We start from the raw sequence: 25,969 nt of genomic DNA, 5'->3' as shown, positions 1-25,969 counted from the left end.
CCCGGGCTCGTGCTGCCGACCTCAGTGCCCCGACGGTGGCGGGGGCTTTGGAATCAGGTCGCCGTGGCCTGGCGCACGGCGCGTTCCCAGCGCGCCATCGATTCCTCGGCCTGGGCGCGGCCCATGGTCGGCATGAAGCGACGTTCGATCTTCCACAGCTTCGACAGCTGCCGCGCGTCGGTGTAGACGCCGGTCGAAAGGCCCGCGAGGTACGCGGCGCCCAGTGCTGTGGTCTCGATGACTTCGGGCCGCACCACCGGAATGCCCAGCAGGTCGGCCTGGAACTGCATCAGCAGGTCGTTCACGCTCGCGCCGCCGTCCACGCGCAGTTCGGCCACGGGCTTGCCGCCGGCGGCCACCGCGTCGCGGCTCATGGCCTGCAGCAACGCGGCGCTCTGGTAGGCGATGCTCTCCAGCGCGGCGCGCGCGATGTGCGCCACGGTGGTTCCGCGCGTGAGGCCGGTGATCGTGCCGCGCGCGTCGGCGTCCCAGTAGGGCGCGCCGAGGCCGGTGAAGGCCGGCACCATCATCACGCCGCCCGCGTCGGGCACGCTCTCGGCGAGCGACTGCACCTCGGCGCTGCCCTTGATGGCCTTGAGGCCGTCGCGCAGCCACTGCACCACGGCGCCGCCGACGAACACGCTGCCTTCCATGGCGTACTGCGGCTTCGCATCGGTCTGCGCCGCGCTGGTCACGAGCAGGCCGTTGTGCGAGGGCTGGAACTCGCCGCCGGTGTGCATCAGCAGGAAGCAGCCGGTGCCGTAGGTGTTCTTGGCCATGCCGGCTTCGAAGCAGGCCTGGCCGAAGAGGGCGCTCTGCTGGTCGCCGGCCACGCCGCCGATGGGCAGTGCGTGGCCCAGCAGCGCCGCGTCGGTATCCGCGAAATGCGAGCTCGAGGGCTGCACCTTCGGCATCAGCGAGGCGGGAATGTCGAGCGCCTTCAACAGGTCGGTGTCCCACTCGTTGGCGTGCACGTTGAAGAGCATGGTGCGCGAGGCGTTGCTCACGTCGGTCACGTGCACCTTGCCGCCGGTGAGCTGCCACATGAGCCAGCTGTCGACGGTGCCGAAGGCGAGCTCGCCACGCGCGGCCTGTTCGCGCGCGCCGGGCACGTTGTCGAGCAGCCAGCGCAGCTTGGTGCCGGAGAAGTAGGCGTCGATGACGAGGCCGGTCTTCTCGCGGATGGTGTCCGTCATGCCTTCTTCGCGCAGCTGCGCGCACAGCGGCTCGGCGCGGCGGTCCTGCCAGACGATGGCGTGGTGCACCGGCTGGCCCGTCCTGCGGTTCCACAGCACGGTGGTCTCGCGCTGGTTGGTGATGCCGATGGCGTGGATGTCGGCAGGTTGCAGCTTCGCCTTCGCGAGCACCTCGCGCGCGGTGGCGAGCTGGCTGCGCCAGATTTCCATCGGGTCGTGCTCGACCCAGCCGGGCTGCGGGTAGATCTGCGTCAGCTCCTTCTGCGCGATGGCGACGATGTGGCCTTCGCGGTCGAACACGATGCTGCGCGAGCTGGAGGTGCCCTGGTCCAGGGCGAGCAGGTAGGTGGTCGTCATTCGTTCTTGTTCCTTCTGTTCGTCTTCAGTTCTCGCGCGCGATCTCCAGGCGCACCTGGGCGGCGTTCAGCAGGTCGCTGAAGGGCGCGGGCGGCTCGGCGTCGGTGAAGAGCCGGTCGATCTGCGAGAGGGTGCCCAGCTGGATCATCGCCGGCCGGTTGAACTTGCTGGCGTCGGCGGCCAGCCACACCTCGCGCGCCTGCGCGATGATGGTTTGCGCCACCTTCACCTCGCGCAGGTCGAAGTCGCGCAGCGAGCCATCGGCCTCGATGCTCGACACGCCGATGAGGGCGATGTCGACCTTGAACTGGCGGATGAAATCGATGGTGGCCTCGCCCACGATGGCGCGGTCGCGCGGGCGCACCGAGCCGCCCGCCACGATCACCTCGCACGAGGTGTTGCCGCTGAGGATGGTGGCCACGTTCAGGTTGTTGGTGATCACGCGCAGGCCGGTGTGGCGCAGCAGCGCCTTGGCGATGGCCTCGGTGGTGGTGCCGATGTTCAGGATCAGCGAGCAGTCGTTGGGCACCAGCTGCGCCACGCGGCGCGCGATGCGCGCCTTGCCTTCGGCGTGCAGCGTCTCGCGCTGCTGGTAGCCGATGTTCTCCGTGGTCGAGCTGGGCACGCGCACGCCGCCGTGGAACCGGGTGAGCAGCCCCGCGTCGGCCAGCCGCTGCACGTCGCGCCGCACGGTCTGCAGGGTCACGCCGAGCATGTCGGCGAGTTGCTCGACGGTGACGGAACCGCGCGCGCGCACGGTGTCCAGGAGGTTGATCTGGCGGGGATTGGAGTTCACGGAGGCGTCTTGGAGTGCAGGAAGACTGAGGCCGAGAGTACTCGGCGCGCCACTTTAAAGCGAACAAAAACGAATCGGACTAAGGGAAAACTCGTAGGAAAATCGCGCCAAAAGGAATCCAAATGAAAAAACTCGAAAATACAATGGCCGCCGTCAGTGACCAAAGTCACGCTTCAACGGACCCAATTCCTGTGAGCGCTTTTTCTTCCGGTTCGCCCGCGCCAGCCACCGATTGCGACGTGCTGATCGTCGGTGGCGGCATCAACGGCTGCGGCATCGCACGCGACCTCGCGGGCCGCGGCTGGCGCGTGGTGCTGTGCGAAAAGGACGATCTCGCCTCGCACACCTCTTCTTCCTCCACCAAGCTGATCCACGGCGGCCTGCGCTACCTCGAGTACTACGAGTTCTCGCTGGTGCGCAAGGCGCTGCAGGAGCGCGAGGTGCTGCTCAAGAGCGCGCCGCACATCATGTGGCCGCTGCGCTTCGTGATGCCGCACGACCCGTCGATGCGTCCGGCCTGGATGATCCGAATCGGCCTGTTCATGTACGACCACCTCGCCCGCCGCGAGGTGCTGCCGGGCTCGCGCAGCGTCGACCTGCGCGCGCATGCGGCCGGCAAGCCGCTGAAGGCGCAGTACAAGCGCGGCTTCATCTATTCCGACGGCTGGGTGGACGACGCCCGCCTGGTGGTGCTGAACGCGCTCGACGCCCAGGCGCGCGGCGCCGAGGTGCTGACCCGCACGCGCTGCGTGAACGCGAAGCGCGACGCCGACGGCTGGACTGCCACGCTGCTGGACGCCGACGGCAACAAGCGCACGCTGCGCGCCCGCGCGGTGGTCAATGCCGCGGGGCCCTGGGCCGAATCCTTCCTGCGCGGCGTGGCGCAATCGGCCAGGGGCGAGACCCTGGCCACCAAGAGCCTGCGCCTGGTGAAGGGCAGCCACATCGTGGTGCCGCGCCTGTTCGAGCACGACCACGCCTACATCTTCCAGAACCCCGACAAGCGGATCATCTTCGCCATTCCCTACCAGGACGAGTTCACGCTGATCGGCACCACCGACATCGAGCTCACCGGCGACGACCCCGGCGCCGCGCGCATCGCGCAGGAAGAGATCGACTACCTCTGCACCCAGGCCAGCCGCTACTTCGAGAAGCCCATCGCGCCTTCCGACGTGGTCTGGACCTACTCGGGCGTGCGCCCGCTGCTGGACGACGATTCGGGCGACCCCTCCGCCGTCACGCGCGACTACCTGCTCGAGTCGAATACCGAGGCCGCGCCGCTGCTGTCGGTGTGGGGCGGCAAGATCACCACCTTCCGCAAGCTGGCGGAGGACGCGGCCGACGAAGTGGGGCGCATGCTGGGCCAGTCGGGCGCGCAACGCCCGGCATGGACCGACGGCGCCTTCCTCGCGGGCGGCGACCTGTCGGACTGGATCGGCGCCGCGAAACGGCCCGACGACGACTTCGAGCGCTTCGTCTCGGCCGTGCAGGCCAGGTACCCCTGGCTCCAGGGCCAGCTGACGCGGCGCCTGGCGCGGGCCTACGGCGCGCGCATCGGGCAGTTGCTCGGCGACGCGAAGTCCCTGGCCGACCTGGGTACCGAAGTGGCGCCTGGCCTGTTCGAGCGCGAACTGCGCTTCCTGCAGGACAACGAGTGGGCCATGAGCGCCGAAGACGTGCTCTGGCGCCGCTCCAAGCTGGGCCTGCACTACACGCCCGAGCAGCGCGAGCAGGTCGCGCGCTGGCTGCAGCAACAGCCGCAACAAGTCCGCGCCGGCGGCAACTAGGCCGGACACACAAGGGAAGAGAAGAGGAAGAGCGCCAATGCAATTGACACTCGAGCGCGTCACCAAGAAGGTGGGTGCGCAGACATGGCTCTACGAGCAGAGCATCGCGCCCAAAAGCGGCGCGGTCACCGTGCTCCTGGGCGCCACGCAGGCGGGCAAGACCAGCCTGATGCGGCTGATGGCGGGGCTCGATACGCCCACCACCGGCAAGGTGCTGGTCGACGGCAAGGACGTGACCGGCATGCCGGTGCGCGAGCGCAACGTCGCGATGGTCTACCAGCAGTTCATCAACTATCCGTCGCTCAAGGTGGCGGACAACATCGCCTCGCCGCTCAAGCTGCGCGGCGAGTCGAACATCGACGCGCGGGTGAAGGCGCTGGCCGACAAGCTGCACATCGGCATGTTCCTCGATCGTTATCCGCAAGAGCTCTCGGGCGGCCAGCAGCAGCGCGTGGCGCTGGCGCGCGCGCTCGCCAAGAACGCGCCGCTGATGCTGCTCGACGAGCCGCTGGTCAACCTCGACTACAAGCTGCGCGAAGGCCTGCGCGAGGAGCTCACGCAGCTCTTCGCCACCGGCGATTCGACCGTGATCTACGCGACCACCGAGCCTGGTGAAGCACTGCTGCTGGGCGGGTACACCGCGGTGATGGATGCCGGCGAGCTGCTGCAGTACGGCCCCACGGCCGAGGTGTTCCACGCGCCGCAGTCGCTGCGCGTGGCGCGCGCCTTCAGCGATCCGCCGATGAACCTGCTGGCCGGCACTGCGACCGCAGGCAAGGTGCAACTGGCCGGTGGCCCCGCGCTGGCGCTGGCCGTGCCCGAAAGCGTCGCAGGCCCCGTCACGGTCGGACTTCGCGCGAGCGCATTGAACGTCGATGCGGGCGAGGGCGACATTGCCTTGCCCGGCAAGGTGGAGCTGGCCGAGATCTCGGGCTCCGACACCTTCGTGCACGTCGAAACCGCAGTCGGCGAACTGGTGGCGCAGCTCACCGGCGTGCACCGCTTCGAACTGGGTGCCTCGCTCACGCTGTACTTCAGCGCGTCGCAAGCCTATGTGTTCGATGCCGGTGAAAAGCTGGCGCTGGCGCCCGCGTGGCGCAAAGGAGACTAGCCATGGCACGCATCGACCTCGACCTCGCCCACGCCTACCGCCCGAACCCCACGCAGGACAGCGACTACGCGCTGCTCCCGCTGAAGATGGTTTCCGCGACGGCGGCGCCTACGCCTTGCTCGGCCCTTCGGGCTGCGGCAAGACGACCATGCTGAACATCATCTCGGGCCTGCTCGTGCCTTCGCAGGGCACCGTGACCTTCGACGGCCGCGACGTGACGCGCGCCACGCCGCAGGAACGCAACATCGCGCAGGTGTTCCAGTTCCCGGTGATCTACGACACCATGACCGTGGCCGAGAACCTCGCGTTCCCCTTGCGCAACCGCAAGATGCCGGCCGACCAGATCAAGAAGCGCGTGGGCGAGATCGCCGAGATGCTCGACATGAGCGGGCAGCTCAACCAGCGCGCCGCGGGCCTCGCGGCCGACGCCAAGCAGAAGATCTCGCTCGGCCGTGGGCTGGTGCGCAGCGACGTGTCGGCGGTGCTGTTCGACGAGCCGCTCACCGTGATCGATCCGCACCTGAAGTGGCAGCTGCGCCGCAAGCTCAAGCAGATCCACCGCGAGCTGAAGCTCACGCTGATCTACGTGACGCACGATCAGGTCGAGGCGCTCACCTTCGCGGAAGAGGTGGTGGTGATGACGCGCGGCAAGGCCGTGCAGGTGGGCAGCGCCGACGCGCTCTTCGAGCGGCCGGCCCACACCTTCGTCGGGCATTTCATCGGCTCGCCGGGCATGAACTTCCTGTCGGCGCAAAGCGGCAACGGCACCATCGAAGTGGCCGGAACGCCGCTGGTGCCCACGCGCGAACTGCCGCAGGGGCCGCTGAAGATCGGCATCCGCCCCGAGTACCTGCGCCTGTCGAACGCGGGCGCGGCCGGCGCCGTGCCTGCCGTGGCTAAGCAGGTGCAGGACGTGGGCACGCACGTGATGCTGACGGTGGAGGCCGGCGGCAGCCTGCTGAAGGTGCGGCTGCATTCGGACGACCGCCCGCCGGCGGTGGGGGACACGGTGTGGGTGCGGGTGCTCGACACCCACACCTGCTATTACAAGGATGAGGAACTGGTGGCATGAGCGCAGTGCCGGGCCGCCCCAAACAAGCTCGCACCGAAGTGCGAAGCACGGAGGTACTTAAGTGAACGCAGCCAACAAACCGATCAACCAGAAGGCCTGGTGGCTCGTGCTGCCGGTGCTGATCTGCGTGGCCTTCTCGGCCATCGTGCCGCTCATGACGGTGGTCAACTACTCGGTGCAGGACATCATCTCGCCCGAGCGCCGCGTGTTCGTGGGCACCGAATGGTTCGCAGCGGTGATGCGCGACGACGAGCTGCACCAGGCGCTGTGGCGCCAGCTGGGCTTCTCGCTGTCGGTGCTGCTGGTGGAGATTCCGCTGGGCATCGGCCTGGCGCTGTCGATGCCGGCCAAGGGCTGGAAGTCTTCCGCCGTGCTGGTGGTGGTTGCGCTGTCGCTGCTGATCCCGTGGAACGTGGTGGGCACCATCTGGCAGATTTACGGCCGCGCCGACATCGGCCTGCTGGGCCACGCGCTGCAGAAGCTGGGCATCGACTACAACTACACCGGCAGCGCCACCGACGCGTGGCTCACCGTGCTGGTGATGGACGTGTGGCACTGGACGCCGCTGGTGGCGCTGCTGTGCTACGCGGGCCTGCGCTCCATTCCCGACGCCTACTACCAGGCCGCGCGCATCGACGGCGCGAGCAAGTTCGCGGTGTTCCGCTACATCCAGCTGCCCAAGATGCGCGGCGTGCTCATGATCGCTGTGCTGCTGCGCTTCATGGACAGCTTCATGATCTACACCGAGCCCTTCGTCTTGACGGGCGGCGGGCCGGGCAACGCCACCACCTTCCTGAGCCAGTACCTCACGCAGAAGGCCGTGGGCCAGTTCGACCTGGGTCCGGCGGCGGCGTTCTCGCTGATCTATTTCCTCATCATCCTGTTGCTGTGCTTCGTGCTCTACAACTGGATGCAGCGGGTCGGCACGCAGGAAGCGGAGGTGGAGAAATGAACGAGAAGAGATTTCACAAGCGCAGCATCTTCCTGGTGCTGTACATCCTGTTCGCGCTGTTGCCCATCTACTGGATGATCAACATGAGCTTCAAGACGAACGAGGAGATCCTGTCGAGCTTCTCGTTCTTCCCGCAGCAGCTCACCTGGGCGAACTACGCGCGCATCTTCACCGACGAGTCGTGGTACTCGGGCTACATCAACAGCCTGATCTACGTGGCGATCAACACGGTGATCTCGCTCACCGTGGCGCTGCCGGCGGCCTACGCCTTCTCGCGCTATTCGTTCCTGGGCGACAAGCACGTCTTCTTCTGGCTGCTGACCAACCGCATGACGCCGCCCGCGGTGTTCCTGCTGCCGTTCTTCCAGCTCTACAGCACGGTCGGCCTGATGGACACGCACCTGGGCGTGGCGCTCGCGCACCTGTTGTTCAACGTGCCGCTGGCGGTGTGGATCCTGGAAGGCTTCATGAGCGGCATCCCGCGCGAGATCGACGAAACGGCCTACATCGACGGCTACTCCTTCCCGCGCTTCTTCCTCACGATCTTCCTGCCGCTCATCAAGGCCGGCGTGGGCGTGGCGGCGTTCTTCTGCTTCATGTTCAGCTGGGTCGAGCTGCTGCTGGCGCGCACGCTCACCAGCGTGAACGCCAAGCCCATCGTGGCGACCATGACGCGCACCGTGAGCGCGTCGGGCATGGACTGGGCGACGCTGGCCGCGGCCGGCGTGCTCACCATCGTGCCGGGCGCCATCGTGATCTGGTTCGTGCGTCACTACATCGCGAAGGGTTTCGCGATGGGTCGTGTTTGAGGAGGCACGGAAATGTTCGATTGGATGGTCTGGACCACTCCGGTGGCCGTGTTCTTCGTCTGCATCGCGCTGATGCTGGTCGGCATGACGATCTGGGAATTCAAGTCGCCCACCACGCTGCGGCGCGGCTGGCTGCCGATGGCCACCACGCGCGGCGACAGGCTCTTCATCGGGCTGCTGTCGGCGGCCTACGTGAACCTGGTCTTCGTGGGCCTGGCGGGCAAGTTCCAGGAGTGGTTCAGCCTCGAGGCCGAGCCCTCTGTGTGGATCAGCTTCGTGCTGTCGATGGGCCTGCTGGCGCTCATCATGCGCAAGGGCTGAGGGGCGCCGTTCCGCTTCTTTCCTGATTCCAAAAGCGTTCCGGCTCTCCGCCTCCCCGGAGCCGTGATCGGACACAACACCGGGGAAGCAACAACCGAGGAGACAGTTCCATGAAGATGCGCTACACGGCATTGGCACTTGCGGCGGCGATGTTCGCCGCGCATGGTGCGGCAACGGCCGGCGAGGCCGAAGCCAAGAAGTGGATCGACAGCGAGTTCCAGCCATCGACCTTGTCCAAGGACAAGCAGATGGACGAGATGAAGTGGTTCATCGAGGCAGCCAAGAAACTGCAGGCCAAGGGCGTGAAGGAGATTTCCGTCGTCTCCGAGACCCTGACCACCCACGAGTACGAATCGAAGACGCTGGCCAAGGCCTTCGAGGAAATCACCGGCATCAAGGTCAAGCACGACCTGATCCAGGAAGGCGACGTCGTCGAGAAGCTGCAGACCTCGATGCAGTCGGGCAAGTCGATCTACGACGGCTGGGTGTCCGACTCCGACCTGATCGGCACGCACTACCGCTACGGCAAGATCATGTCGCTGACCGAGTACATGGGCGGCGCCGGCAAGGAGTTCACCAACCCCGGCCTCGACCTGAAGGACTTCATCGGCACCAGCTTCACCACCGCGCCTGACGGCCAGCTCTACCAGCTGCCCGACCAGCAGTTCGCCAACCTGTACTGGTTCCGCGCCGACCTGTTCGCGCGCAAGGACCTGCAGGACAAGTTCAAGGCCAAGTACGGCTACGACCTGGGCGTGCCGCTGAACTGGAGCGCCTACGAAGATATCGCCGAGTTCTTCAGCACCGACGTGAAGACCATCGACGGCAAGCCGATCTACGGCCACATGGACTACGGCAAGAAAGACCCGTCGCTGGGCTGGCGCTTCACCGACGCATGGCTGTCGATGGCCGGCGCGGCCGACAAGGGCATTCCCAACGGCATGCCGATCGATGAGTGGGGCATCCGCGTCGCGGCCGACAAGTGCACGCCCACCGGCGCATCGGTCGCCCGCGGCGGCGCGACCAACTCGCCGGCCGCCGTCTACGCGCTGACCAAGTACATCGACTGGATGAAGAAGTACGCGCCCAAGGAAGCCATGGGCATGACCTTCGGCGAATCCGGCCCGGTGCCCGCGCAGGGCCAGATCGCCCAGCAGATCTTCTGGTACACCGCCTTCACCGCCGACATGACCAAGAAGGGCCTGCCCGTGGTGAACGACGACGGCTCGCCCAAGTGGCGCATGGCCCCCGGCCCGAACGGCCCGTACTGGAAGCAGGGCATGCAGAACGGCTACCAGGACGTGGGCTCGTGGACCTTCTTCAAGGGCCACGACGCCAACAAGACGGCCGCCGCATGGCTCTACGCGCAGTTCATCACCGCCAAGACCACCTCGCTGAAGAAGTCGATCACCGGCCTGACCTTCATCCGCGACAGCGACATCCGCTCTGACTACTTCACCCAGAACGCCAACAAGTACGGCGGCCTGATCGAGTTCTACCGCAGCCCCGCGCGCGTGGCCTGGACCCCGACCGGCACCAACGTGCCCGACTACCCCAAGCTGGCCCAGCTGTGGTGGAAGAACGTGGCAGAGGCCGTGACGGGCGAGAAGACGCCGCAGAAGGCCATGGACAACCTGGCCGACGAGATGGACAACGTGATGGCCCGCCTGGAACGCGCCGGCATGGCCAAGTGCGCGCCCAAGCTCAATCCGAAGGGCGACCCGGCCAAGTACCTGAGCGACGACCACGCGCCGTGGAAGAAGCTGGCCAACGAGAAGCCCAAGGGCGAGACCATCGACTACAACAAGCTGCTGAGCGCCTGGAAGGAAGGCAAGGTGCGCTGAGCGCCCGGCGACTTCCTCATCCGGCAGCAACAGCCGGCAGACAGGGCCGTGCCGCGAGGCGCGGCCCTTTTTTGCTCGTTTTTTCGCATTGCCGTCCGTTCGAGCGCAATTTGACCGCTTCGAGCGTCTGATTGCCGCGACGCCATGACCATTGGCAGATGCGTTTGCAGGGCGGTTCGCTTACATTCGACGGCCCCCGAAATGCCCTAGCCAGTGAATTCCAGTCTTTCCAGCCCTTCCCACGCGCCTTCGAGCGTCAAGCGCGTCCTGGTCCTGCGCTATTCGCAGTCCGGCCAGCTCGACGAGGTCGCCGACAGGATCGTCGCGCCGCTGAAGGCGGACCCGACCATCCAGGTGCACGAGGAAGTGCTGCGGCCGCTGAAGCCGTATCCCTTTCCCTGGCCCTTCCTGACCTTCTTCGACGCCTTTCCCGAGTCGGCCCACATGAAGCCGCAGCCGCTGGCGCCGCTCTCGCTCACGGGCGACGAAGACTTCGACCTCGTCGTGCTGCCCTACCAGGTGTGGTTCCTGGCGCCTTCGCAGCCGGTGGCGGCCTTCCTCAAGCATCCGGTGGCGGCGCGGCTGCTCAAGGGCAAGCCGGTGGTCACCGTCATCGCCTGCCGCAACATGTGGCTGCTGGCGCAGGAAAAGCTCAAGGGCATGCTCGACGACGTGGGCGCGCGGCTGATCGACAACGTGGTGCTCACCGACCCCGGCCCCACGCTCGCCACCTTCTTCACCACCCCTGCCTGGCTGATCTGGGGCCGCAAGCGCGGCTTCTGGGGCATGCCCGATGCCGGGCTCAGTACCGAGCAGATCGCGGGTACGGCCCGTTTCGGCCGCGCCCTGCGCGACGCGCTTCACCAGGACCTGGAGCGCGGCACGCAGCCGCTGCTTTCCGGCCTCGGCGCGGTGCAGGCCAATGCCAGGCTGCTCATCAGCGAGAAGGCCGGCACCCGCAGCTTCTATCTCTGGGGCAAGCTCATCATGGCTGCGGGCGGGCCCGGCGCTTGGCAGCGCAAGCCGCTGCTGCTGCTGTACGTGCTGTTCCTGCTGGTACTGATCATCACGGTAGTGCCCGTGAGCCTGAGCCTGCAGGCGCTTCTGCGACCTCTGTTCAGGGGGTGGCTGACTAGAATGACGGCCAAATTCGAGTGCCCGTCGGGCTCAGCCACGGACCGCACCCCTCTCTATGACGACTGATGTCTTCCTGACCCGTACTGCCGCTTTCCTGCCCTTTTCTCCGGTCAGCAATGAAGACATCGAAGACGTCCTCGGTCGCATCGGCGGCAAGGCCTCCCGTGCGCGGCGGCTGATCCTTCGCAGCAACGGCATCCAGTCGCGCCACTACGCCATCGACCGCGCCACCGGCAAGCTGGCGATGACCAACGCGCAGCTCACGGCCAGCGCCATCCGCGCGCTGGGCGACGTGGGGCAGGTCGACTGCCTCGTCACCGGCACCTCGCTGCCCGACCAGCTCATGCCCAACCACGCGGTGATGGTGCACGGCGAGCTCGGCTGGCCGCGGCTCGAAGTGGTGGCTTGCGCCGGCATTTGCCTGGCAGGGGCTGCGGCGCTGAAGCACGCGTGGCTCTCGGTGCGCGCAGGCGACGCGCGGCGCGCGGTGGCCACCGGCTCCGAGCTGGCATCGGCCGTGATGCGCGGCTCGCGCTTCGAGGCCGAGTTGGAGCACAAGGTCGAGGCGCTGGAGGCACGGCCGGAACTTGCCTTCGAGAAGGACTTCCTGCGCTGGATGCTCTCCGATGGCGCCGGTGCCGTGCTGCTGGAGAACGCGCCGCGCGGGCCGCTGTCGCTGCGCATCGACTGGATCGACCTGTCCTCGGCCGCGCACGAGCTGCCGGCCTGCATGTACGCTGGCGCCGAGAAGAACGCCGAGGGCGGCCTCGATGGCTGGGCGCGCAAGTCGCCCGACGAGTGGCGCAGCGAATCCACCTTCGCCGTGAAGCAGGACGTGCGCCTGCTCAACGAGAACATCGTGCGCGCCACGTTGGCCGAGCCGCTTGCGGAAGTCATCGAGCGGCGCGGGCTGAAGCCGGCGGACGTCGACTGGTTCCTGCCGCATCTCTCATCGCAATACTTCGTGGAGCCGGTGAGCCGGGCCCTCGAGGAACTGGGCTTTCCGATTCCGCGCGAGCGCTGGTTCAGCAATCTCGCGACCAAGGGCAACACGGGTTCGGCCTCGCCTTACATCATGCTCGACGAGCTGTTCCGATCGGGGCGCATCGAGCCCGGCCAGAAGCTGCTGATGTTCGTGCCCGAGAGCGGCCGCTTCTCGAGCGGCTTCATCCACATGGAGGCTGTGTAGCCATGGATCTGGATGCAGTACCGCAGGAGGGCAACGCGACCCTCGACGGTCATTCGAAGCTGATGTACGCCCGTGACGCGCAGGGCCGTGTGGTCACCACCACCTCGCGCGGCTGGGAGGCGGAAGAGATCGTCACCAGCCACGCGGTCGACGTGCTGGTCGAGCAGGCCCGTGAAGCCAGGGAACGCGTGAAGGCGGGGCTGGCCTCGCCGCTCGAATACTGGATGTACGAGCGCCGCATGGACGTGGCGCTGCTTTCGCAGACCAGCGGCTTCTGGCAGTGGCGCGTGCGCCGCCACCTGCAGCCGCGCCACTTCGCCGCGCTTTCGCCGGCGCAGCTCGCTCGCTATGGCGAGGCGCTGGGCCTGCCCGTTTCCACCTTGCAGGGGCTGCCGTGAACTTCCAGCATCAACAGGCGGCGCATTGCGAAAGCGGCGTCATCTCCAGCCTCATGCGCCACCACGGCGCGCCGATGAGCGAGAGCATGGCGCTGGGGCTGTCGTCGGCTCTTTCGTTCGCGTACCTGCCGTTCATCAAGCTGTCGGGCCTGCCGCTCATTTCGTACCGCATGCCACCCAAGGCCATCATCAAGGGCCTGCTGGCGCCGATGGCCGCGCGCTTCCGCTTCGAGACCTTCGGCAGCGCCGAGGCCGGGCAGAAGCGGCTCGACGCACTGCTGGCCGAGGGCAAGCTCGTGGGCCTGCAGACCTCGGTGTACTGGCTGCCGTACTTTCCGCCGAACATGCGCTTCCACTTCAACGCGCACAACCTGCTGGTGTACGGCAAGGACGGCGACGACTACCTCATCAGCGACCCGGTGTTCGAGGAGCCCGTGCGCTGCCCGAGCGGCGACCTTGCGCGCGCCCGCTTCGCCAAGGGCGTGCTGGCGCCCAAGGGCCTCATGTACTACCCGCAGGCCATCGAGCGCAAGGCGGTGGATGCGGCCTCGGTGGTCAAGGCGATCCGCAAGACGGTGCGCACCATGCTCGCGCCCATTCCCATCGTCGGCGTGCGCGGCATGCGCACGCTGGCCGCGCGCATGCAGAAGCTGTCGCCGGCCGATCCGCGCAGCGTCGACTTCATCGGCCACCTAGTGCGCATGCAGGAAGAAATCGGCACGGGCGGGGCGGGCTTCCGCTTCATCTATGCGGGCTTCCTGCAGGAGGCGGCGCAGCTGCTCGACAAGCCGCAGCTGCAGCAGATGTCGGAACGGCTCATCGCCATCGGCGACGGCTGGCGCGCCTTCGCGCTGAAGGCGGCACGCATGGTGAAGGGGCGCGAGGCGGTCGATCCGGCCGCGCTGGCCGCGAAACTGCGCGAGCAGGCCGAGCAAGAGGAAAGCTTCTTCCGCGACCTGAAGGCCGCCGTCGCCTGATGCTGGAGCTGCGCCGGCTCGGCTACCGCTACCCGCACGCCGACGCGCCCGCGTTGGCCGACGTATCGCTCGCCGTGCCCAAAGGCAGCGTGCTGGGTCTGCTGGGGCCGAACGGCGCGGGCAAGACCACGCTGATCTCGCACCTGTCCGGTGCGCTGGCCGTGCAGTCGGGCGAGATCCGCATCGACGGCCAGCCGCTGAAGGAAGTGCGGGCCAAGGCGCCCACGCGCATCGCGGTCGCGCCGCAGGAGCACGCGTTCTATCCGATGCTGACCGTGGCCGAGAACCTGGCCGTATTCGCGGCGGCCGGCGGCCTTTCGGGCGAACGTAAGAAGCAGCGCATCGAGGCCTGCACGCAGTTCGCGCAGCTGGAGCAGTTCGCTGCCGTGCGGGCCGAGCGGCTTTCGGGCGGCCTCAAGCGCCGGCTCAACCTGGCCATCGCACTGCTGCCCGAGCCCGAGCTGATGCTGTTCGACGAGCCCACGGTGGGCGTCGATCCGCAATCGCGCGCCTTCATCCTCGACGCCATCAAGAGCCTCGCGCAGCAGGGCGCGGCGGTGATCTACGCCTCGCACTACATGGAGGAGATCGAGGCGATCGCCGACCGCGTGGCGATCCTCGACCGCGGCCATGTGCTGCGCGAAGGTTCGCTCGATGAGCTTCTGTCGAAGAGCGCGATGCTGCTCACGCTGGCGACCGACGGGCTCGATGCCGGCATGCTCTCGCGCTTCGGCACGGTGGAGCAGGGGGGCGTGCACTGGCGCATCCACCTGAACCCCGGCAGCGGCCCGGCACCGGTGCTGGCCGCGCTGGAAGCCGAGGGCATCGAGGTGCGCCACGCCGAGTTCGGCCGCCATGACCTGGAGCAGCTCTTCATGGCGCTCACCCACCGCTCGCTGCGCGACTGAACGGACGCCCATGCTCCTCGCGCTCATCAAGAAAGAGCTGATAGCCCTCACGCGCGACATGCACGGCCTGGCCGCGCTGTTCCTGATGCCGATGGTCTTCATCGTGCTGATGTCGCTCACGCTGAAGGACATCTACCGCCCGCCGCTGGCCGAGCTGAGCTACGCGATCGACATGCGCGACACCGCGACGCCCGCGCAATGGCTCAAGCAGCTCTGGCAGCGCGGCCACGGCGCGCCGCAGCCGCTGGGCACCGACTGGCAGGAGCGGCTGCGCAACGGCTCGCTGAAGTACGTGATCGTGATGGAGCCCGGGCTTTCCGAAGAGCTTGAGTCGGCCGCGCTCTCGACCGAGGCGCGCATCCGGCTGCTGACCGAGCCGGGCATCGACGCCAACCTTTTCAATGCGCTGCGCGCCGAGCTGATCGGCGCGTCGGGCGAGCTCAAGGCGCGCCTCGCGCTGGCGGTACCGGGCACGGCGGGGCCGGCGCCGGATGCGTCGATCCAGGCGATGGTGCACGCCGAACGTTTCTCCACCGCCGGGCCTCGACCCACCTCGGTGCAGCAGAACGTGCCGGCCTGGCTGGTGTTCGGCATGTTCTTCGTGGTGGCCTCGCTCTCCAGCCTGTTCGTGCAGGAGCGCAGCTCGGGCGCGCTCGGCCGGCTGCAGAGCCTGGGCGTGTCGCGCGGCATGCTGCTGGCGTCGAAGGCGCTGCCGTACCTGGGCGTGAACGCGCTGCAGGCGGTGCTGATGCTGGCGGCGGGCATCTGGTTCATGCCGCTGATCGGCGGCGATGCGCTGTCGCTCGCGGGCATTCACTGGGGCGCCTTGCTGCTGTCGCTGGCCGCGGTGAGCATGGCGGCCGTGAGCCTGTCGCTGGCGCTGGCCTGCGTGGTGCGAAGCCATGCACAGGCCGCGACCCTGGGGCCGATGGTCAATGTGCTGATGGCGGCGGCAGGCGGCATCATGGTGCCCAAGTTCGTCATGCCGGGCTTCATGCAGCGGCTGGTCGAGGTTTCTCCGATGAACTGGGGGCTTGAGGCCTTGCTCACCGTGCTGCTGCGCGGCGGCGGCGTGGCCGACACCCTGCCGCAGGTCGGCCGGCTGGTCGCGTTCGCGGCGCTGATGTTCGTCGTGGCCGTTCTTCTTTTCCGCAGGCGCGCATCGTGAGCATCACCGTCACCCCCGAATTCATCGCCAGCCTCAAGGCCATGGTGCTCGAAGCCGTAGAGAAGGGCGAGCCGCCCGGCGGCCTGGGCGACGACGAGCCTCTGTTCGGCCCCGAGGCCCGGCTCGACCTCGACTCGCTCGATGCCCTGCAAGTGTCGATGACGATCCAGCAGCGCTTCGGCGTGCGCATGCCCGACAGCAAGGAAACGCGCCGGGCGCTGACCTCCATCGCCCACCTCGCGGAGCACCTTTCGCAAGCTGGTCAAGCTGGTCAAGCTGGCAAGGCATGAACCCTGTCCACCTCGCCGGCACCGGCCTGGCCTGCGTGCTGGGCGAGGACATGCCGTCCGCGCTCGCGTCGCTGCGCCGCGGCGGCGTGCCGCCCGTGACGGTGGACGTGGCTGGAGGCTTCCGCTGGCCGGTCCACGCGCTGGCGCCGAAGGAGGGCGACTGGACGCAGCGCCTGCGCGACACCGTGCGCGGCGTGGCGGCGCAGACGGGCGACTGGGGCGCGCGAATCGCGCCGCTCTTCGTCGCTTCCTCCTCGCTCGACATCGGTTTCATGGAGCACGAGAAGCAGGACCTGCGCCTCGGCGGCGACCTGCAGGACTTCGCCAGCGTCGTGGCCGGCGCGATCGACTGGCGAGGGCCCGTATTCACCGTGTCCTCGGCCTGCACCTCGTCCCTGAACGCCGTGCTGGCGGCCTGCGACCTGATCCGTGCCGGCGATGCCGATCAAGCCCTGGTGATCGGCGCCGAGATGTGCAACCGCTTCACGGTGGCTGGCTTCGGTGCAATGCAGCTGCTGTCGCCCGACAGCGCCCGGCCCTTCGGCGAAGGGCGCAACGGGCTGGTGCTTGGCGAGGCGGTGGCCGCGCTGCGGCTGTCGTCGCGGCCTTCGCGCTGGCAGGTCGCGGGCGGCGCCAACGTGGTCGACGGCCGCAATCCCTCTGGCACCGAGGCCACGGCCGTGCACGCGATGTGCCGCAACGCGCTGGCGCAGGGCGGCCTGCGGCCGGGCGACATCGACCTCGTCAAGGTGCAGGCCGCCGGCAGCCCGGTGAACGACGCCATCGAGGCGGAGGCGCTGAAGCAGGTGTTCGATCCGATGCCGCCGCTGGTGTCGCTCAAGTCGATGCTGGGCCATACGCTCGGCGCGTCGGGAGCGGCGGAGCTGGCCTTGCTGCTCGGCTGCATCGAAGGCGGCGCGTGGCCTGCGGTGGGCTACCCGCTCGATGCCTCGCTTGGCATCGCGCTGTGCGAGGAGGCGCCGCGAAGGCTGCGCAACATCCTGCTGAACTTCGCGGGCTTCGGCGGCGGGCATGCTTCGCTGGTGTTGAAGGACACGGGCCCATGACCGCCTGGTGCACGGTGGCCCACTTCGTCGCGCACCCGCCGCCCGAGGGGTGGCGCGACGATCTGGCGAGTCGCATAGGCCGCCGGCCGCGTCGCGTGGGCGTGTGGACCGAGCTGGCGATGTACGGCGCGCGCTGCTGCCTCGACGCCGCCGGCGAAGCCGCGCTGCCGGCCGCTGCGCGCATCCGCGTCTCCAGCCAGCGCGGCGCGTGGGGCGCCACGCACGCGGGGCTGGCCCAGCTCGATGCCGGGCTGCCGATGCCCTTCACCTTCATGCAGAGCCAGCCGGCGCTGATGCTGGCGGAGGTCGGCCGCTGCCTGGATTGGCAGGGCGACGCCAGCTTCGCGCTGTGCCGCGAACCGGAGCGCGTGCTGCAGCTCGCGAAGCTCGGCGCTTCGCGCGAGGGGCTGCTGTTCGGCATCGTGGAGGAAGAGCGCGACGCAAAGCCTGCGCGCTCGGAGTGGTGGCGGCTGGTGCCGGCCTGAAGCCTCAGCCCGAGATGGAGCGCTGCAGGTTCGCGCGCGCCCGCGCCTCCAGCTGCGCATGCATGCGCGGCGTGGCGTAGATCGCTTCGCGATCCAGGAAGCGCTGCAGGATCGCGCGCCGGCGTGGCAGGCGCACCTCGTCGGGAACGAAGGCGTATTCGGCCTGCACCTGCCGCTCGTATTCGTCGAAGCGCTCGCGCTCGGCGCCGAGGATCGACAGGTCGATGTCGATCAGCAGTTCGGCATCGCGGCCCTGGGGCACGGCGTCGTGGCGCGTGGCCATGACGAGTGCGTGGACCCGATCCGCCGCTGCGGCATCGACACCCGCTTCGAGCAGCGACTGGCGTGCCCAGTCCGCGCTGCGAGCCTCGTTGTCGTGCGCATGCACGTCGTAGATCGCATCGTGGAACCACAGCGCGAGCGCGACTTCACCCGGGCGTTCGGCCAGCGCTTTCTCTCGCTCGAACCACGCAAGGCATTCGCCCAGGTGCTGCATCGTGTGGTAGTGCCGCTGCGGCTCGGCGTAGCGGCGCTGGAGTTCGTCGCACAGCGCGTTGCCGGGCGAGGCGACGCCCAGCGCGCCCCACGCGCCGTTCCAGTTCGCCAGCAGCGCCGCGGGTGTCACTTGGCCGCCTGTTGCTGCTGTTCCATCGCCGCCTTGACCTCCTGCCCCAGGTCGAGCACGGACATGGCGTAGTAGCTGCTCCAGTTGTAGCGGGTGATCACGTAGAAGTTGCGCGTGCCGGCCACGTAGGTCGGCGGCATGTCCAGGCCGTTCTGCAGCTCGACCAGCGCGAACAGGCCCTTGTGGTTGATGCCGTCGCCCTCGGGCACCGCGCCGGCGGCCACGAAGCTGTCTGCGCTGAAGGTCGGCAGGATGTCGGGCGCCAGCAGCATCGCCTTCTGCAGCCGCGCCTCCTCGAAGTGCACGGGATAGATGGCCGGAACGCCCGGCTGCCAGCCGAAGGACTTGAAGTAGTTGGCGACCGATCCGATCACGTCGGCCGGGTTGTTGACGAGGTCGATGCGGCTGTCGCCGTCGAAGTCGACCGCGTACTTGGCGATGCTGCTGGGCATGAACTGCGGCATGCCCATGGCGCCGGCATAGCTGCCCAGCGGCACGAGCGGGTCTTCGGCGGTGCGGCTCTCGGTGCTCAGGAAGCTTTCGAGCTCGCCGCGAAAGAAGGCGCGGCGGTCGGCCGCGCGCGGATGCGCATCGGGAAAGTCGAAGGAGAGCGTGGCCAGCGCGTCGATCACGCGGAAGTTGCCCATATTGCGGCCGTAGATGGTTTCCACGCCGATGATGCCGACGATGATTTCCGGCGGCACGCCGTACACCTGCTCGGCGCGTGCCAGCGTGTCGGCGTTGGCGCGCCAGAAGCGCACACCGGCGGCAATGCGCACCGGGTCGATGAAGCGGCCGCGGTAGGTCTGCCAGTTCTTCACCGTGCCCACCGGTCCCGGCAGCATCAGCCGCGGCACGTTGGGCAGGAAGCGCGCGCTGCCGATGGTGGCGCGCACCCATTCGCGGTCGAGGCCGCGGCGCTCGGCGACGTCGTCGGCGAACTGCATCGCGTCGTCGCGCGTGGCGTAGGACGTGCTGCCGCGAACCGGGCTGGCCGCGGCGCTGCGGCCGTTGGGAGACTTCTGGGCCAGGGCCCCCGTGGACCATGCGAGGCTGCAGGCGGCGAGGAGGGCTGCAGCCGCCGTGGCGGTGCGCGAAGGCTTGGGAAGAAGGAATCGCATGGGCCGATTGTGCCGTCCGCCCGCGCGGCCCCTCTTCAGCGACACATGTGGTTTCAGCCCCTTGCCCGATCGGCACCGGGCCACGCCAGGCGGCGGAACTCCGCGCGCAGGGTGGAAAGCGAATCCGGCGTGGCCGGCGCATAGCGCTGCGCCTCGAGCTTGAGCAGCCAGTCGCGCACCGATTGCGCGGCCGGGCCGAAGCGCGCGTCGGCGGCCTGCGCCATCTGGCGGGGCGGCGCGGTGTCGGGCAGCTTCAGGCCGGCCTTGGCCAGCCGTGCGCGGGCCTGGCCCAGCAGGCGCAGCCACGGGTCGTGCCGGCTGCGCTCCCACAGCGTCCATCCGGCACCGGCCAGGCTCGCGGCCACCAGCAGGTAGAGCAGCACATAGCCCAGGTCTTCCAGGCTGGGGGCATCGAAGCCGATGTTCTTCAGCAGGTTGAGCTGCCGACTCTGCGTGTAGTTGAGCACCCACTGGTTCCAGCCGTTGTTCACCGCCTCCCACACGGCGCGCAGGTTCTGCGCGAGGGTGGGGCTCATCGAGCCGATGGCGCCGGCGAGCAGTCCGGGCTGCGGGGTCAGGCGCTGGAACTGGCCGATGCGCCCCGGCGCGACGGAGCCGGTGGGGTCCACACGCATCCAGCCGGTGCCTTCCTGCCAGACCTCGGCCCAGGCGTGGGCATCGCTCTGGCGCACGATCCAGTAGTTGTCGACGCTGTTGAGCTCGCCGCCCTGGTAGCCGGTGACGATGCGCGACGGAACGCCCAGGTTGCGCATCAGCACCACGAAGGCCGAGGCGATGTGCTCGCAGAAGCCTTCCTTGCGGTCGAACCAGAACTCGTCGGCGGTGTCGTTGCCGTAGACGCCCGGCTCCAGCGTGTAGGTGTAGCCGCCGGTGCGCAGGCGGCGCAGGGCGGCCTGCACGAAGGCCTGCGTGTCGGCCTGGGCCAGCGCGGGGTCGGCGCGCATCTCGGCGGCGAGCGCGGCGGTGCGCGGGTTGGTGCCCGGCGGCAGCGCGAGGTAGGCCTGCAGCTGGCCGCCGGTGCGCCTGAGCGGGCCGCTCTGGAACTGCGTGTAGCTTTCGGCGCTGTAGCGCACCAAGTCGTTGATGGGGCGGCTGGCGAACCACTGCAGGTCGGGCGTGCCACTGACCTCGAAGCCCGGCACCTCCGGCGGCCTCTGCGCGACGTCGAGCGTCAGCAGCCAGGGGCGGTTGCTGGCTTCGAGCGTGACTTCGTAGCGCACAGGCGAGCCGCTCACGCGCAGGTTGGACGCCCACTGCGAGCCGCGTGCCCACGATGGCAGCGCGGTCCACTCGCGGCCGTCGAACTGCGCCAGCACCGGTCCGCGGAAGTACATCTGGCTCTGTGTCGGCGTGCGGCCTTCCTCGAACTTGATGCGCGCCGCGATGCGGTCGTCGAGTGCCAGTTCGGCGATGGTGCCCACGCGCATGGTGTTCGACAGGCCGCTGCGCCCCACCATCGCATCGCTGGGCGTGCCCCACAGCGGCGCGAAGCGCGGGAACAGCAGGAACAGGGCGAGCATGATCGGCGCGCCCGCCAGCGCCATCCAACCCGCGGTGCGCGCGGCCTGCATCAGCGGCGGCCGGCCCACCGGCATGTGCGCGTTGACCAGCGCCGTCAGCAGGCCCAGCAGCGCCAGCAGCATGGTGAAGGCCGTCAGCAGCGACTGCGAGTAGAAGAAGTTCGTGAGCATCGCGAAGAAGCCCAGGAAGAAGATGACGAAGGCGTCGCGACGCGCGCGCAGCTCCAGCGTCTTGAGCGCGAGCAGGCTCACGATCAGCGTGACGCCTGCGTCGCGGCCCAGCAGCGTGCGGTGGGTGGCGTAGGTGGCGGCCAGGATCAGCGCCAGCAGGCCGAGGCGCCACCAGCGGCTCGGAAGCGGCCGCGCCTGCACGGCCAGCGAGGCGCGCCACAGCAGCACCATCGCGGTGAGGGACGAGCACCACCACGGCAGGTTCTCGATCTGCGGCAGCAGGATCAGGCCGATCACGCAGAGAAGGAAAAGCGTGTCCCGCGCGTCGCGGGGCAGGGCGGCGAGTTCGCGCATCACTCGGTTCATGCGGCGCTCCCGTTCAGCACAGTGCCAGGGCCTCGAGGCAGGCCCGGCGGTGGGCCTCGCCTTGCGACGGCTTCACGACGCGGCCGGCCACCCGCAGGCCGTAGTCGACGCCCAGCCTGTCGGCCATCAGCACCCAGGCGCACAGCCGCGAGAGGCGGCCTTCGGTGTCGGCGAGGCCGGTGGCCTGCGCGTCGAGCCAGAGCTCCTCGCGCTGGGTCTGCTGGGTGTCGCGGCTGACGAGGTCTTCCGAGCCCGTTGCCTGCGCGCGCGCGGCCTTCTTCCAGACCACGAGCTTGAGCGGATCGCCGCGGCGGTAGGCGCGCACGCCGTCGTATTCGCCGGCGTTGTGGGCGCGCATCGACGCGGTCAGCGCGGCTGGCCCGGAAAGCGGCTCACCCGGCGGCAACGGTGGCGGGTGCGTCTCGGGCGCGGGATAGACCAGCATCTGCGCGGCCGGCCGCCAGACCGTCCACACGCGGAAGGTGCCGAGCGGAAAGCGCGTCTCGGCCGTGAGCGGCGGCACCGGGTGCAGCCCGCGCCGCTCGGGCTGGAAGGCGATCTCCACGGTGGAGGTTCCTTCGGCCGGCACGTCGGTCCAGGCCCATTGGCCGCTGCCGCGCACGGCCATGCCGATACCGTAGCGCACGCTGCGCCGGGTGTTGTGCAGCACCACGCGGAAGACGGCTGCCGCGCCCGCGTAGTGCGCCTCGGGCTGCACCATGTGCATCGCCAGCCCGCGCAGCGTGCCGTGGCACACATGCATGCCCACGGCCACGCTGCCGGCGAGCAGGAAGGTCAGCAGGTAGCCCAGGTTGAGCTGGTAGTTGATCGACGCGATCAGCAGCACCAGCAGCGTCGCGCCCAGCGTCCAGCCGGCCCGCGTGGGCAGGATGTAGACGTTGCGCTGGGTGAGCTCCAGCGTGTCGGACGGCGCCCGGCGCGACAGGAACCAGCCGTCGATGCGCGAGCGCAGGACGCCCACAGGGTTCACGGCAGCGGCACCGCGGCGATCATGGCGCGCACCTGCTCGACCGCGCCTCGGCCCGCATCGCCCACGGGCGTGAGGCGGTGCGCGATGGTCTGCGGCAGCACGGCCTGCACGTCGTCGGGCGCGACGTAGTTGCGGTTGGCCAGCAGCGCCTGAGCCTTGGCGGCGCGCAGCACCGCGATGCCGGCGCGCGGCGAGAGCCCTTGCAGGAACCATCGGCCGGAGCGGGTGGCGGCGATCAGGTCCTGCACGTAGTTCAGCAGCGGATCGGCCGCGTGCACCTGCTGCACGCGCTGCTGCAGCGCGGTCAGCTCGCCGGCGGTCAGCATCGCGGGCAGGGTGGCGAGCATCTCGCGGCGGTCGATGCCCGCCAGCAATTGGCGCTCGGCGGCGCGGTCGGGGTAGCCGAGCGAGATGCGCATCAGGAAGCGGTCGAGCTGCGATTCGGGCAGGGCGAAGGTGCCGAGCTGGTCCTGCGGGTTCTGGGTGGCGATCACGAAGAAGGGCGAGGGCAGGGGGCGGGTCTCGCCTTCCACGGTGACCTGCTTCTCTTCCATGGCCTCCAGCAGCGCGCTCTGGGTCTTGGGGCTGGCGCGGTTGATCTCGTCGGCCAGCAGCACCTGCGCGAAGATCGGTCCGGGGTGGAAGGTGAAGGCCTGCTGGCCCCGGTCGTAGATCGCCACGCCCGAGAGGTCGCCCGGCATCAGGTCGGCGGTGAACTGCACCCGCGAGAACTGCAGCCCGAAGGTGTGCGAGAGCGCGTGGGCGAGCGTGGTCTTGCCCACGCCCGGCACGTCCTCGATCAGCAGGTGGCCGCCGGCCAGCAGGCAGGCCACGCAGTCTCGAACCTGGGCCTCTTTGCCCACGATCACCGTGTTAAGCTGGGTTAACAAAGTGGCTAGCTTTGCGGCAACGTCCATATTTGTATCCATATGCAAACGATACCGTAAGACCTGCCGGCCCCATGCCGCGTGAGGTCTAGACGTGGCGATAGAGACACATGGGCAAGACAGGCTACTTCACACACCGGGACTTCTGGAAGCACGACATGGGCGGAGGGCATCCCGAGTGCCCCGGCCGGCTCGATGCCATCGAGGACCGCCTGCTGCTCACCGGCGTGGGCGACGCGCTGGAGCACCGCGAGGTGCCGCTGGCCACGCTGGAGCAGCTCACCCGGGCGCACAGCACGGAGCACGTCGAGTACCTGGAGTCGCTGCACCAGCGCCTGGTGGCCGACGAGCCCGCCGGCGGCCCCGACCACGCGCAGGTCGACCCCGACACCACGCTCACCCGCTACACCCTGCTGGCTGCGCGCCGCGCCGCCGGCGCCGCGATTGCCGCCACCGACGCGGTGATCGCCGGCGACCTGGAAAACGCCTTCTGCTCGGTGCGCCCGCCCGGCCACCACGCCTGCCGGGAGCAGGCGATGGGCTTCTGTTTCTTCAACAACGTGGCCATCGCCGCGCGGCACGCCATCGAGGTGCACGGCATCGAGCGGGTGGCCATCGTCGATTTCGATGTGCACCACGGCAACGGCACCGAAGACATTCTTTCCAACGACCCGCGCGTGCTGATGGTGGGCTTCTTCCAGCATCCGTTCTACCCCTACAGCGGCACCAACCATCCGGCGCCGAACATGCTCAACCTGCCGATCCCGGCGTACACCCGGGGCATGGACGTGCGCGAGATGATCGAGGCCACCTGGATGCCGCGGCTGGAGGAGTTCAGGCCGCAGATGATCTTCGTGAGCGCCGGCTTCGACGCGCACCGCGAGGACGACCTGGGCCAGCTCGGCCTCAACGAGAACGACTTCGCCTGGATCACCGGGCGCATACACGATGTGGCGAAGCGCCATGCCAAGGGCCGTATCGTCTCGATGCTCGAAGGCGGCTACAACCTCGATGCACTGGCGCGCAGCGTGGAAGCCCACATCCGCGTGCTGGCTTCCCTGTGATGTGACCCAGCGGACACGGCCGGCGCCGATGTCCTTTTCCGATAGATGAACTTCAACGATTTCCTCCAACGGCTGAACCAGGTCGACGCGCGCGGCCTGGGCATCGAACTGGTCGCGCTGGTGGCCTGCGTGGCGCTGGCCTGGGCCATCTGCAAATGGTTCGGCCGCGACCAGCCCAAGGACTCGATCTGGTTCGGCGAGAGCACCTTCGACGGGCTGCTGTTCCCGCTGCTGGCCCTTGTCTTCACCGATCTCGCGCGACGCGTGGTGATCGACTTCCAGACCGTGCTGGTGCTGCGCATCGCGGTGCCGGTGTTCCTGTCGCTGGCGGTCATCCGGCTGTTCGCGCGGGTGCTGCGGGCGGTGTTCCCGGCCTCCAATCTCGTCAGGCTGATCGAGCGCACGATCTCGTGGCTGGCCTGGATCGCGGCGGTGCTCTGGATCGTCGGGCTGCTGCCGCCGGTGCTGGCCGAGCTCGACGACATCACGCTGGCCTTCGGCAAGACGCGGGTGAGCCTGCAGACCATCTTCCAGGGCGTGCTGTCGGCGGGCGTGGTGCTGATGATCTCGCTGTGGATCTCCAGCACCATCGAGAAGCGCATCCTGCGCGAGGCCGTTACCGACCTGTCGATGCGCAAGGTCGCATCGAACGCGGTGCGCGCTTTCCTGCTGCTGGTGGGCCTGCTGTTCGCGCTCTCGGCGGTGGGGGTGGACCTGACGGCGCTCTCGGTGCTGGGCGGCGCGCTCGGCGTGGGCCTGGGCTTCGGCCTGCAGAAGCTGGCGGCCAACTACGTGAGCGGCTTCGTGATCCTGCTGGAGCGCTCGATCCGCATCGGAGACAACGTCAAGGTCGACACCTTCGAGGGCCGCATCACCGACATCAAGACCCGCTACACGCTCATCCGCGCGGGCAACGGGCGCGAGGCCATCGTGCCGAACGAATCGCTCATCACCAGCCGGGTCGAAAACCTCTCGCTGGCGGATCGCAAGTTCAACATCACGACCACCATCGTGGTCGGCTACGACAGCGACGTGGCGCAGGTGCAGTCCATCCTCTGCGAGGCCGCCAAGGCCCAGCCGCGCGTGATGACCGACCCGGCCCCGGTCGCCTTCCTCATGAACTTCGCGCCCGACGGGCTGGAGTTCACACTCAACTTCTGGGTGGCCGACCCCGACAAGGGCAAGGACAACCTGCGCTCGGCGATCAACATCGCGATCCTCGACGGGTTGCGCGGGGCGGGGATCGATATTCCTTATCCGCAGCGGGTGGTGCGGGTGGAGTCGCTGCCGGCCGGAGCGGCTCCTGTGGGCGAGGCCGCGGAAAAATAGTTCCCGCGCG

24 protein-coding genes and 1 pseudogene are annotated in these 25,969 nt (G+C 68.5%); 18 read left to right on the top strand and 7 right to left on the bottom strand.

The annotated features are described in order from the left end of the window. Window positions 1-53 precede the first annotated feature (53 nt). The gene (glpK, locus tag ACHMXA_RS22500; RefSeq protein WP_395316387.1) at window positions 54-1,553 is read right to left on the bottom strand and encodes a glycerol kinase GlpK; all 1,500 of its coding nucleotides are present in this window, start codon (window positions 1,551-1,553) and stop codon (window positions 54-56) included. Between the two features lie 25 nt (window positions 1,554-1,578). After that, window positions 1,579-2,349 carry a DeoR/GlpR family DNA-binding transcription regulator gene (locus ACHMXA_RS22495; RefSeq protein WP_176668226.1) on the bottom strand — a complete coding sequence of 257 codons (771 nt, stop codon included), beginning with the start codon at window positions 2,347-2,349 and terminating at the stop codon, window positions 1,579-1,581. 122 nt (window positions 2,350-2,471) lie between these two features. Here ACHMXA_RS22495 and glpD point away from each other — a divergent pair, with 122 nt between their 5' ends. The 16 genes and pseudogenes from glpD to ACHMXA_RS22415 all read left to right on the top strand — a co-directional run bounded on the left by glpD (window position 2,472) and on the right by ACHMXA_RS22415 (window position 17,864). Beyond that, window positions 2,472-4,136, top strand: coding sequence for a glycerol-3-phosphate dehydrogenase (glpD, locus tag ACHMXA_RS22490; protein ID WP_395316386.1), 1,665 nt, complete (start codon window positions 2,472-2,474; stop codon window positions 4,134-4,136). A gap of 37 nt (window positions 4,137-4,173) precedes the next feature. After that, window positions 4,174-5,247, top strand: coding sequence for an ABC transporter ATP-binding protein (locus ACHMXA_RS22485; RefSeq protein ID WP_176668228.1), 1,074 nt, complete (start codon window positions 4,174-4,176; stop codon window positions 5,245-5,247). Between the two features lie 2 nt (window positions 5,248-5,249). Further along, window positions 5,250-6,319 (top strand): annotated as a pseudogene (locus ACHMXA_RS22480) (ABC transporter ATP-binding protein). 61 nt (window positions 6,320-6,380) lie between these two features. Continuing rightward, on the top strand, window positions 6,381-7,271 hold the full coding sequence (locus ACHMXA_RS22475; protein ID WP_176668230.1) for a carbohydrate ABC transporter permease: 891 nt from the start codon (window positions 6,381-6,383) through the stop codon (window positions 7,269-7,271). Beyond that, entirely contained in the window at window positions 7,268-8,080 is an 813-nt protein-coding gene (locus ACHMXA_RS22470) for a carbohydrate ABC transporter permease (RefSeq protein WP_019656045.1), read from the top strand. The genes ACHMXA_RS22475 and ACHMXA_RS22470 overlap by 4 nt, the downstream gene beginning before the upstream one ends. A 12-nt stretch (window positions 8,081-8,092) precedes the next feature. Continuing rightward, entirely contained in the window at window positions 8,093-8,401 is a 309-nt protein-coding gene (locus ACHMXA_RS22465; protein WP_176668231.1) for a DUF2160 domain-containing protein, read from the top strand. A gap of 110 nt (window positions 8,402-8,511) precedes the next feature. Further along, window positions 8,512-10,245, top strand: a complete 1,734-nt coding sequence (locus ACHMXA_RS22460) for an ABC transporter substrate-binding protein (protein WP_395316385.1) — start codon at window positions 8,512-8,514, stop codon at window positions 10,243-10,245. A gap of 213 nt (window positions 10,246-10,458) precedes the next feature. After that, entirely contained in the window at window positions 10,459-11,448 is a 990-nt protein-coding gene (locus ACHMXA_RS22455) for a dialkylrecorsinol condensing enzyme (protein WP_176668233.1), read from the top strand. Then, complete coding sequence (locus tag ACHMXA_RS22450) at window positions 11,438-12,571, top strand: beta-ketoacyl-ACP synthase III (RefSeq protein ID WP_176668234.1); 1,134 nt, start codon at window positions 11,438-11,440, stop codon at window positions 12,569-12,571. The genes ACHMXA_RS22455 and ACHMXA_RS22450 overlap by 11 nt, the downstream gene beginning before the upstream one ends. A 2-nt stretch (window positions 12,572-12,573) precedes the next feature. Further along, entirely contained in the window at window positions 12,574-12,969 is a 396-nt protein-coding gene (locus ACHMXA_RS22445; RefSeq protein WP_176668235.1) for a hypothetical protein, read from the top strand. Next, on the top strand, window positions 12,966-13,946 hold the full coding sequence (locus ACHMXA_RS22440; protein WP_176668236.1) for a BtrH N-terminal domain-containing protein: 981 nt from the start codon (window positions 12,966-12,968) through the stop codon (window positions 13,944-13,946). Before ACHMXA_RS22445 ends, ACHMXA_RS22440 begins: the two co-directional genes overlap by 4 nt. Continuing rightward, on the top strand, window positions 13,946-14,854 hold the full coding sequence (locus ACHMXA_RS22435; protein WP_176668237.1) for an ABC transporter ATP-binding protein: 909 nt from the start codon (window positions 13,946-13,948) through the stop codon (window positions 14,852-14,854). The genes ACHMXA_RS22440 and ACHMXA_RS22435 overlap by 1 nt, the downstream gene beginning before the upstream one ends. 10 nt (window positions 14,855-14,864) lie before the next feature. Further along, the gene (locus ACHMXA_RS22430) at window positions 14,865-16,022 is read left to right on the top strand and encodes an ABC transporter permease (protein ID WP_176668238.1); all 1,158 of its coding nucleotides are present in this window, start codon (window positions 14,865-14,867) and stop codon (window positions 16,020-16,022) included. Next, window positions 16,019-16,312 (top strand): acyl carrier protein, encoded by a 294-nt coding sequence (locus ACHMXA_RS22425; protein WP_371132288.1) that lies wholly within the window; start codon window positions 16,019-16,021, stop codon window positions 16,310-16,312. Before ACHMXA_RS22430 ends, ACHMXA_RS22425 begins: the two co-directional genes overlap by 4 nt. Further along, window positions 16,309-17,379 carry a beta-ketoacyl synthase N-terminal-like domain-containing protein gene (locus tag ACHMXA_RS22420; RefSeq protein WP_176668239.1) on the top strand — a complete coding sequence of 357 codons (1,071 nt, stop codon included), beginning with the start codon at window positions 16,309-16,311 and terminating at the stop codon, window positions 17,377-17,379. The genes ACHMXA_RS22425 and ACHMXA_RS22420 overlap by 4 nt, the downstream gene beginning before the upstream one ends. Continuing rightward, a complete protein-coding gene (locus ACHMXA_RS22415; protein ID WP_176668240.1) occupies window positions 17,376-17,864 on the top strand; it encodes a hypothetical protein in 489 nt (162 codons plus the stop codon). The genes ACHMXA_RS22420 and ACHMXA_RS22415 overlap by 4 nt, the downstream gene beginning before the upstream one ends. 4 nt (window positions 17,865-17,868) lie before the next feature. Here the strand turns inward: ACHMXA_RS22415 and ACHMXA_RS22410 are convergent, their stop codons facing one another. Genes ACHMXA_RS22410 through ACHMXA_RS22390 form a run of 5 tightly spaced genes read right to left on the bottom strand, consistent with a single transcriptional unit; the run spans window position 17,869 to window position 23,596 of the window. Beyond that, window positions 17,869-18,489 (bottom strand): N-methyl-D-aspartate receptor NMDAR2C subunit, encoded by a 621-nt coding sequence (locus tag ACHMXA_RS22410; RefSeq protein ID WP_176668241.1) that lies wholly within the window; start codon window positions 18,487-18,489, stop codon window positions 17,869-17,871. Further along, window positions 18,486-19,610, bottom strand: coding sequence for a lytic murein transglycosylase B (mltB, locus tag ACHMXA_RS22405; RefSeq protein WP_176668242.1), 1,125 nt, complete (start codon window positions 19,608-19,610; stop codon window positions 18,486-18,488). Before mltB ends, ACHMXA_RS22410 begins: the two co-directional genes overlap by 4 nt. A gap of 53 nt (window positions 19,611-19,663) precedes the next feature. After that, a complete protein-coding gene (locus tag ACHMXA_RS22400) occupies window positions 19,664-21,688 on the bottom strand; it encodes a DUF3488 and transglutaminase-like domain-containing protein (protein WP_176668243.1) in 2,025 nt (674 codons plus the stop codon). A gap of 13 nt (window positions 21,689-21,701) precedes the next feature. After that, complete coding sequence (locus tag ACHMXA_RS22395; RefSeq protein WP_176668244.1) at window positions 21,702-22,679, bottom strand: DUF58 domain-containing protein; 978 nt, start codon at window positions 22,677-22,679, stop codon at window positions 21,702-21,704. After that, a complete protein-coding gene (locus ACHMXA_RS22390; RefSeq protein ID WP_176668245.1) occupies window positions 22,676-23,596 on the bottom strand; it encodes a MoxR family ATPase in 921 nt (306 codons plus the stop codon). Before ACHMXA_RS22390 ends, ACHMXA_RS22395 begins: the two co-directional genes overlap by 4 nt. A gap of 80 nt (window positions 23,597-23,676) precedes the next feature. Between ACHMXA_RS22390 and ACHMXA_RS22385 the strand changes: the two genes are divergently transcribed. Together ACHMXA_RS22385 and ACHMXA_RS22380 are read left to right on the top strand one after the other, a co-directional pair. Next, window positions 23,677-24,630: a histone deacetylase family protein gene (locus ACHMXA_RS22385; protein ID WP_395316384.1), complete on the top strand. Its 954-nt coding sequence runs from the start codon at window positions 23,677-23,679 to the stop codon at window positions 24,628-24,630. Between the two features lie 45 nt (window positions 24,631-24,675). After that, window positions 24,676-25,959: a mechanosensitive ion channel family protein gene (locus ACHMXA_RS22380; protein WP_395316383.1), complete on the top strand. Its 1,284-nt coding sequence runs from the start codon at window positions 24,676-24,678 to the stop codon at window positions 25,957-25,959. Window positions 25,960-25,969 lie beyond the last annotated feature (10 nt).

Source organism: Variovorax sp. UC74_104 (genome assembly GCF_044055375.1).
In the GTDB taxonomy this organism is placed as follows: Bacteria; Pseudomonadota; Gammaproteobacteria; order Burkholderiales; family Burkholderiaceae_C; genus Variovorax.
This window is presented reverse-complemented; position numbering and strand designations above follow the sequence as displayed.

Bases quoted from the DNA above. Each gene is read 5' to 3' on its own strand.
- glpK (WP_395316387.1), bottom strand. From the start codon at position 1,553: ATGACGACCACCTACCTGCTCGCCCTGGACCAGGGCACCTCCAGCTCG.
- glpD (WP_395316386.1), top strand. From the start codon at position 2,472: ATGAAAAAACTCGAAAATACAATGGCCGCCGTCAGTGACCAAAGTCAC.
- ACHMXA_RS22485 (WP_176668228.1), top strand. From the start codon at position 4,174: ATGCAATTGACACTCGAGCGCGTCACCAAGAAGGTGGGTGCGCAGACA.
- ACHMXA_RS22470 (WP_019656045.1), top strand. From the start codon at position 7,268: ATGAACGAGAAGAGATTTCACAAGCGCAGCATCTTCCTGGTGCTGTAC.
- ACHMXA_RS22465 (WP_176668231.1), top strand. From the start codon at position 8,093: ATGTTCGATTGGATGGTCTGGACCACTCCGGTGGCCGTGTTCTTCGTC.
- ACHMXA_RS22460 (WP_395316385.1), top strand. From the start codon at position 8,512: ATGAAGATGCGCTACACGGCATTGGCACTTGCGGCGGCGATGTTCGCC.
- ACHMXA_RS22450 (WP_176668234.1), top strand. From the start codon at position 11,438: ATGACGACTGATGTCTTCCTGACCCGTACTGCCGCTTTCCTGCCCTTT.
- ACHMXA_RS22445 (WP_176668235.1), top strand. From the start codon at position 12,574: ATGGATCTGGATGCAGTACCGCAGGAGGGCAACGCGACCCTCGACGGT.
- ACHMXA_RS22435 (WP_176668237.1), top strand. From the start codon at position 13,946: ATGCTGGAGCTGCGCCGGCTCGGCTACCGCTACCCGCACGCCGACGCG.
- ACHMXA_RS22430 (WP_176668238.1), top strand. From the start codon at position 14,865: ATGCTCCTCGCGCTCATCAAGAAAGAGCTGATAGCCCTCACGCGCGAC.
- ACHMXA_RS22420 (WP_176668239.1), top strand. From the start codon at position 16,309: ATGAACCCTGTCCACCTCGCCGGCACCGGCCTGGCCTGCGTGCTGGGC.
- ACHMXA_RS22415 (WP_176668240.1), top strand. From the start codon at position 17,376: ATGACCGCCTGGTGCACGGTGGCCCACTTCGTCGCGCACCCGCCGCCC.
- mltB (WP_176668242.1), bottom strand. From the start codon at position 19,610: ATGCGATTCCTTCTTCCCAAGCCTTCGCGCACCGCCACGGCGGCTGCA.
- ACHMXA_RS22400 (WP_176668243.1), bottom strand. From the start codon at position 21,688: ATGAACCGAGTGATGCGCGAACTCGCCGCCCTGCCCCGCGACGCGCGG.
- ACHMXA_RS22390 (WP_176668245.1), bottom strand. From the start codon at position 23,596: ATGGACGTTGCCGCAAAGCTAGCCACTTTGTTAACCCAGCTTAACACG.
- ACHMXA_RS22385 (WP_395316384.1), top strand. From the start codon at position 23,677: ATGGGCAAGACAGGCTACTTCACACACCGGGACTTCTGGAAGCACGAC.
- ACHMXA_RS22380 (WP_395316383.1), top strand. From the start codon at position 24,676: ATGAACTTCAACGATTTCCTCCAACGGCTGAACCAGGTCGACGCGCGC.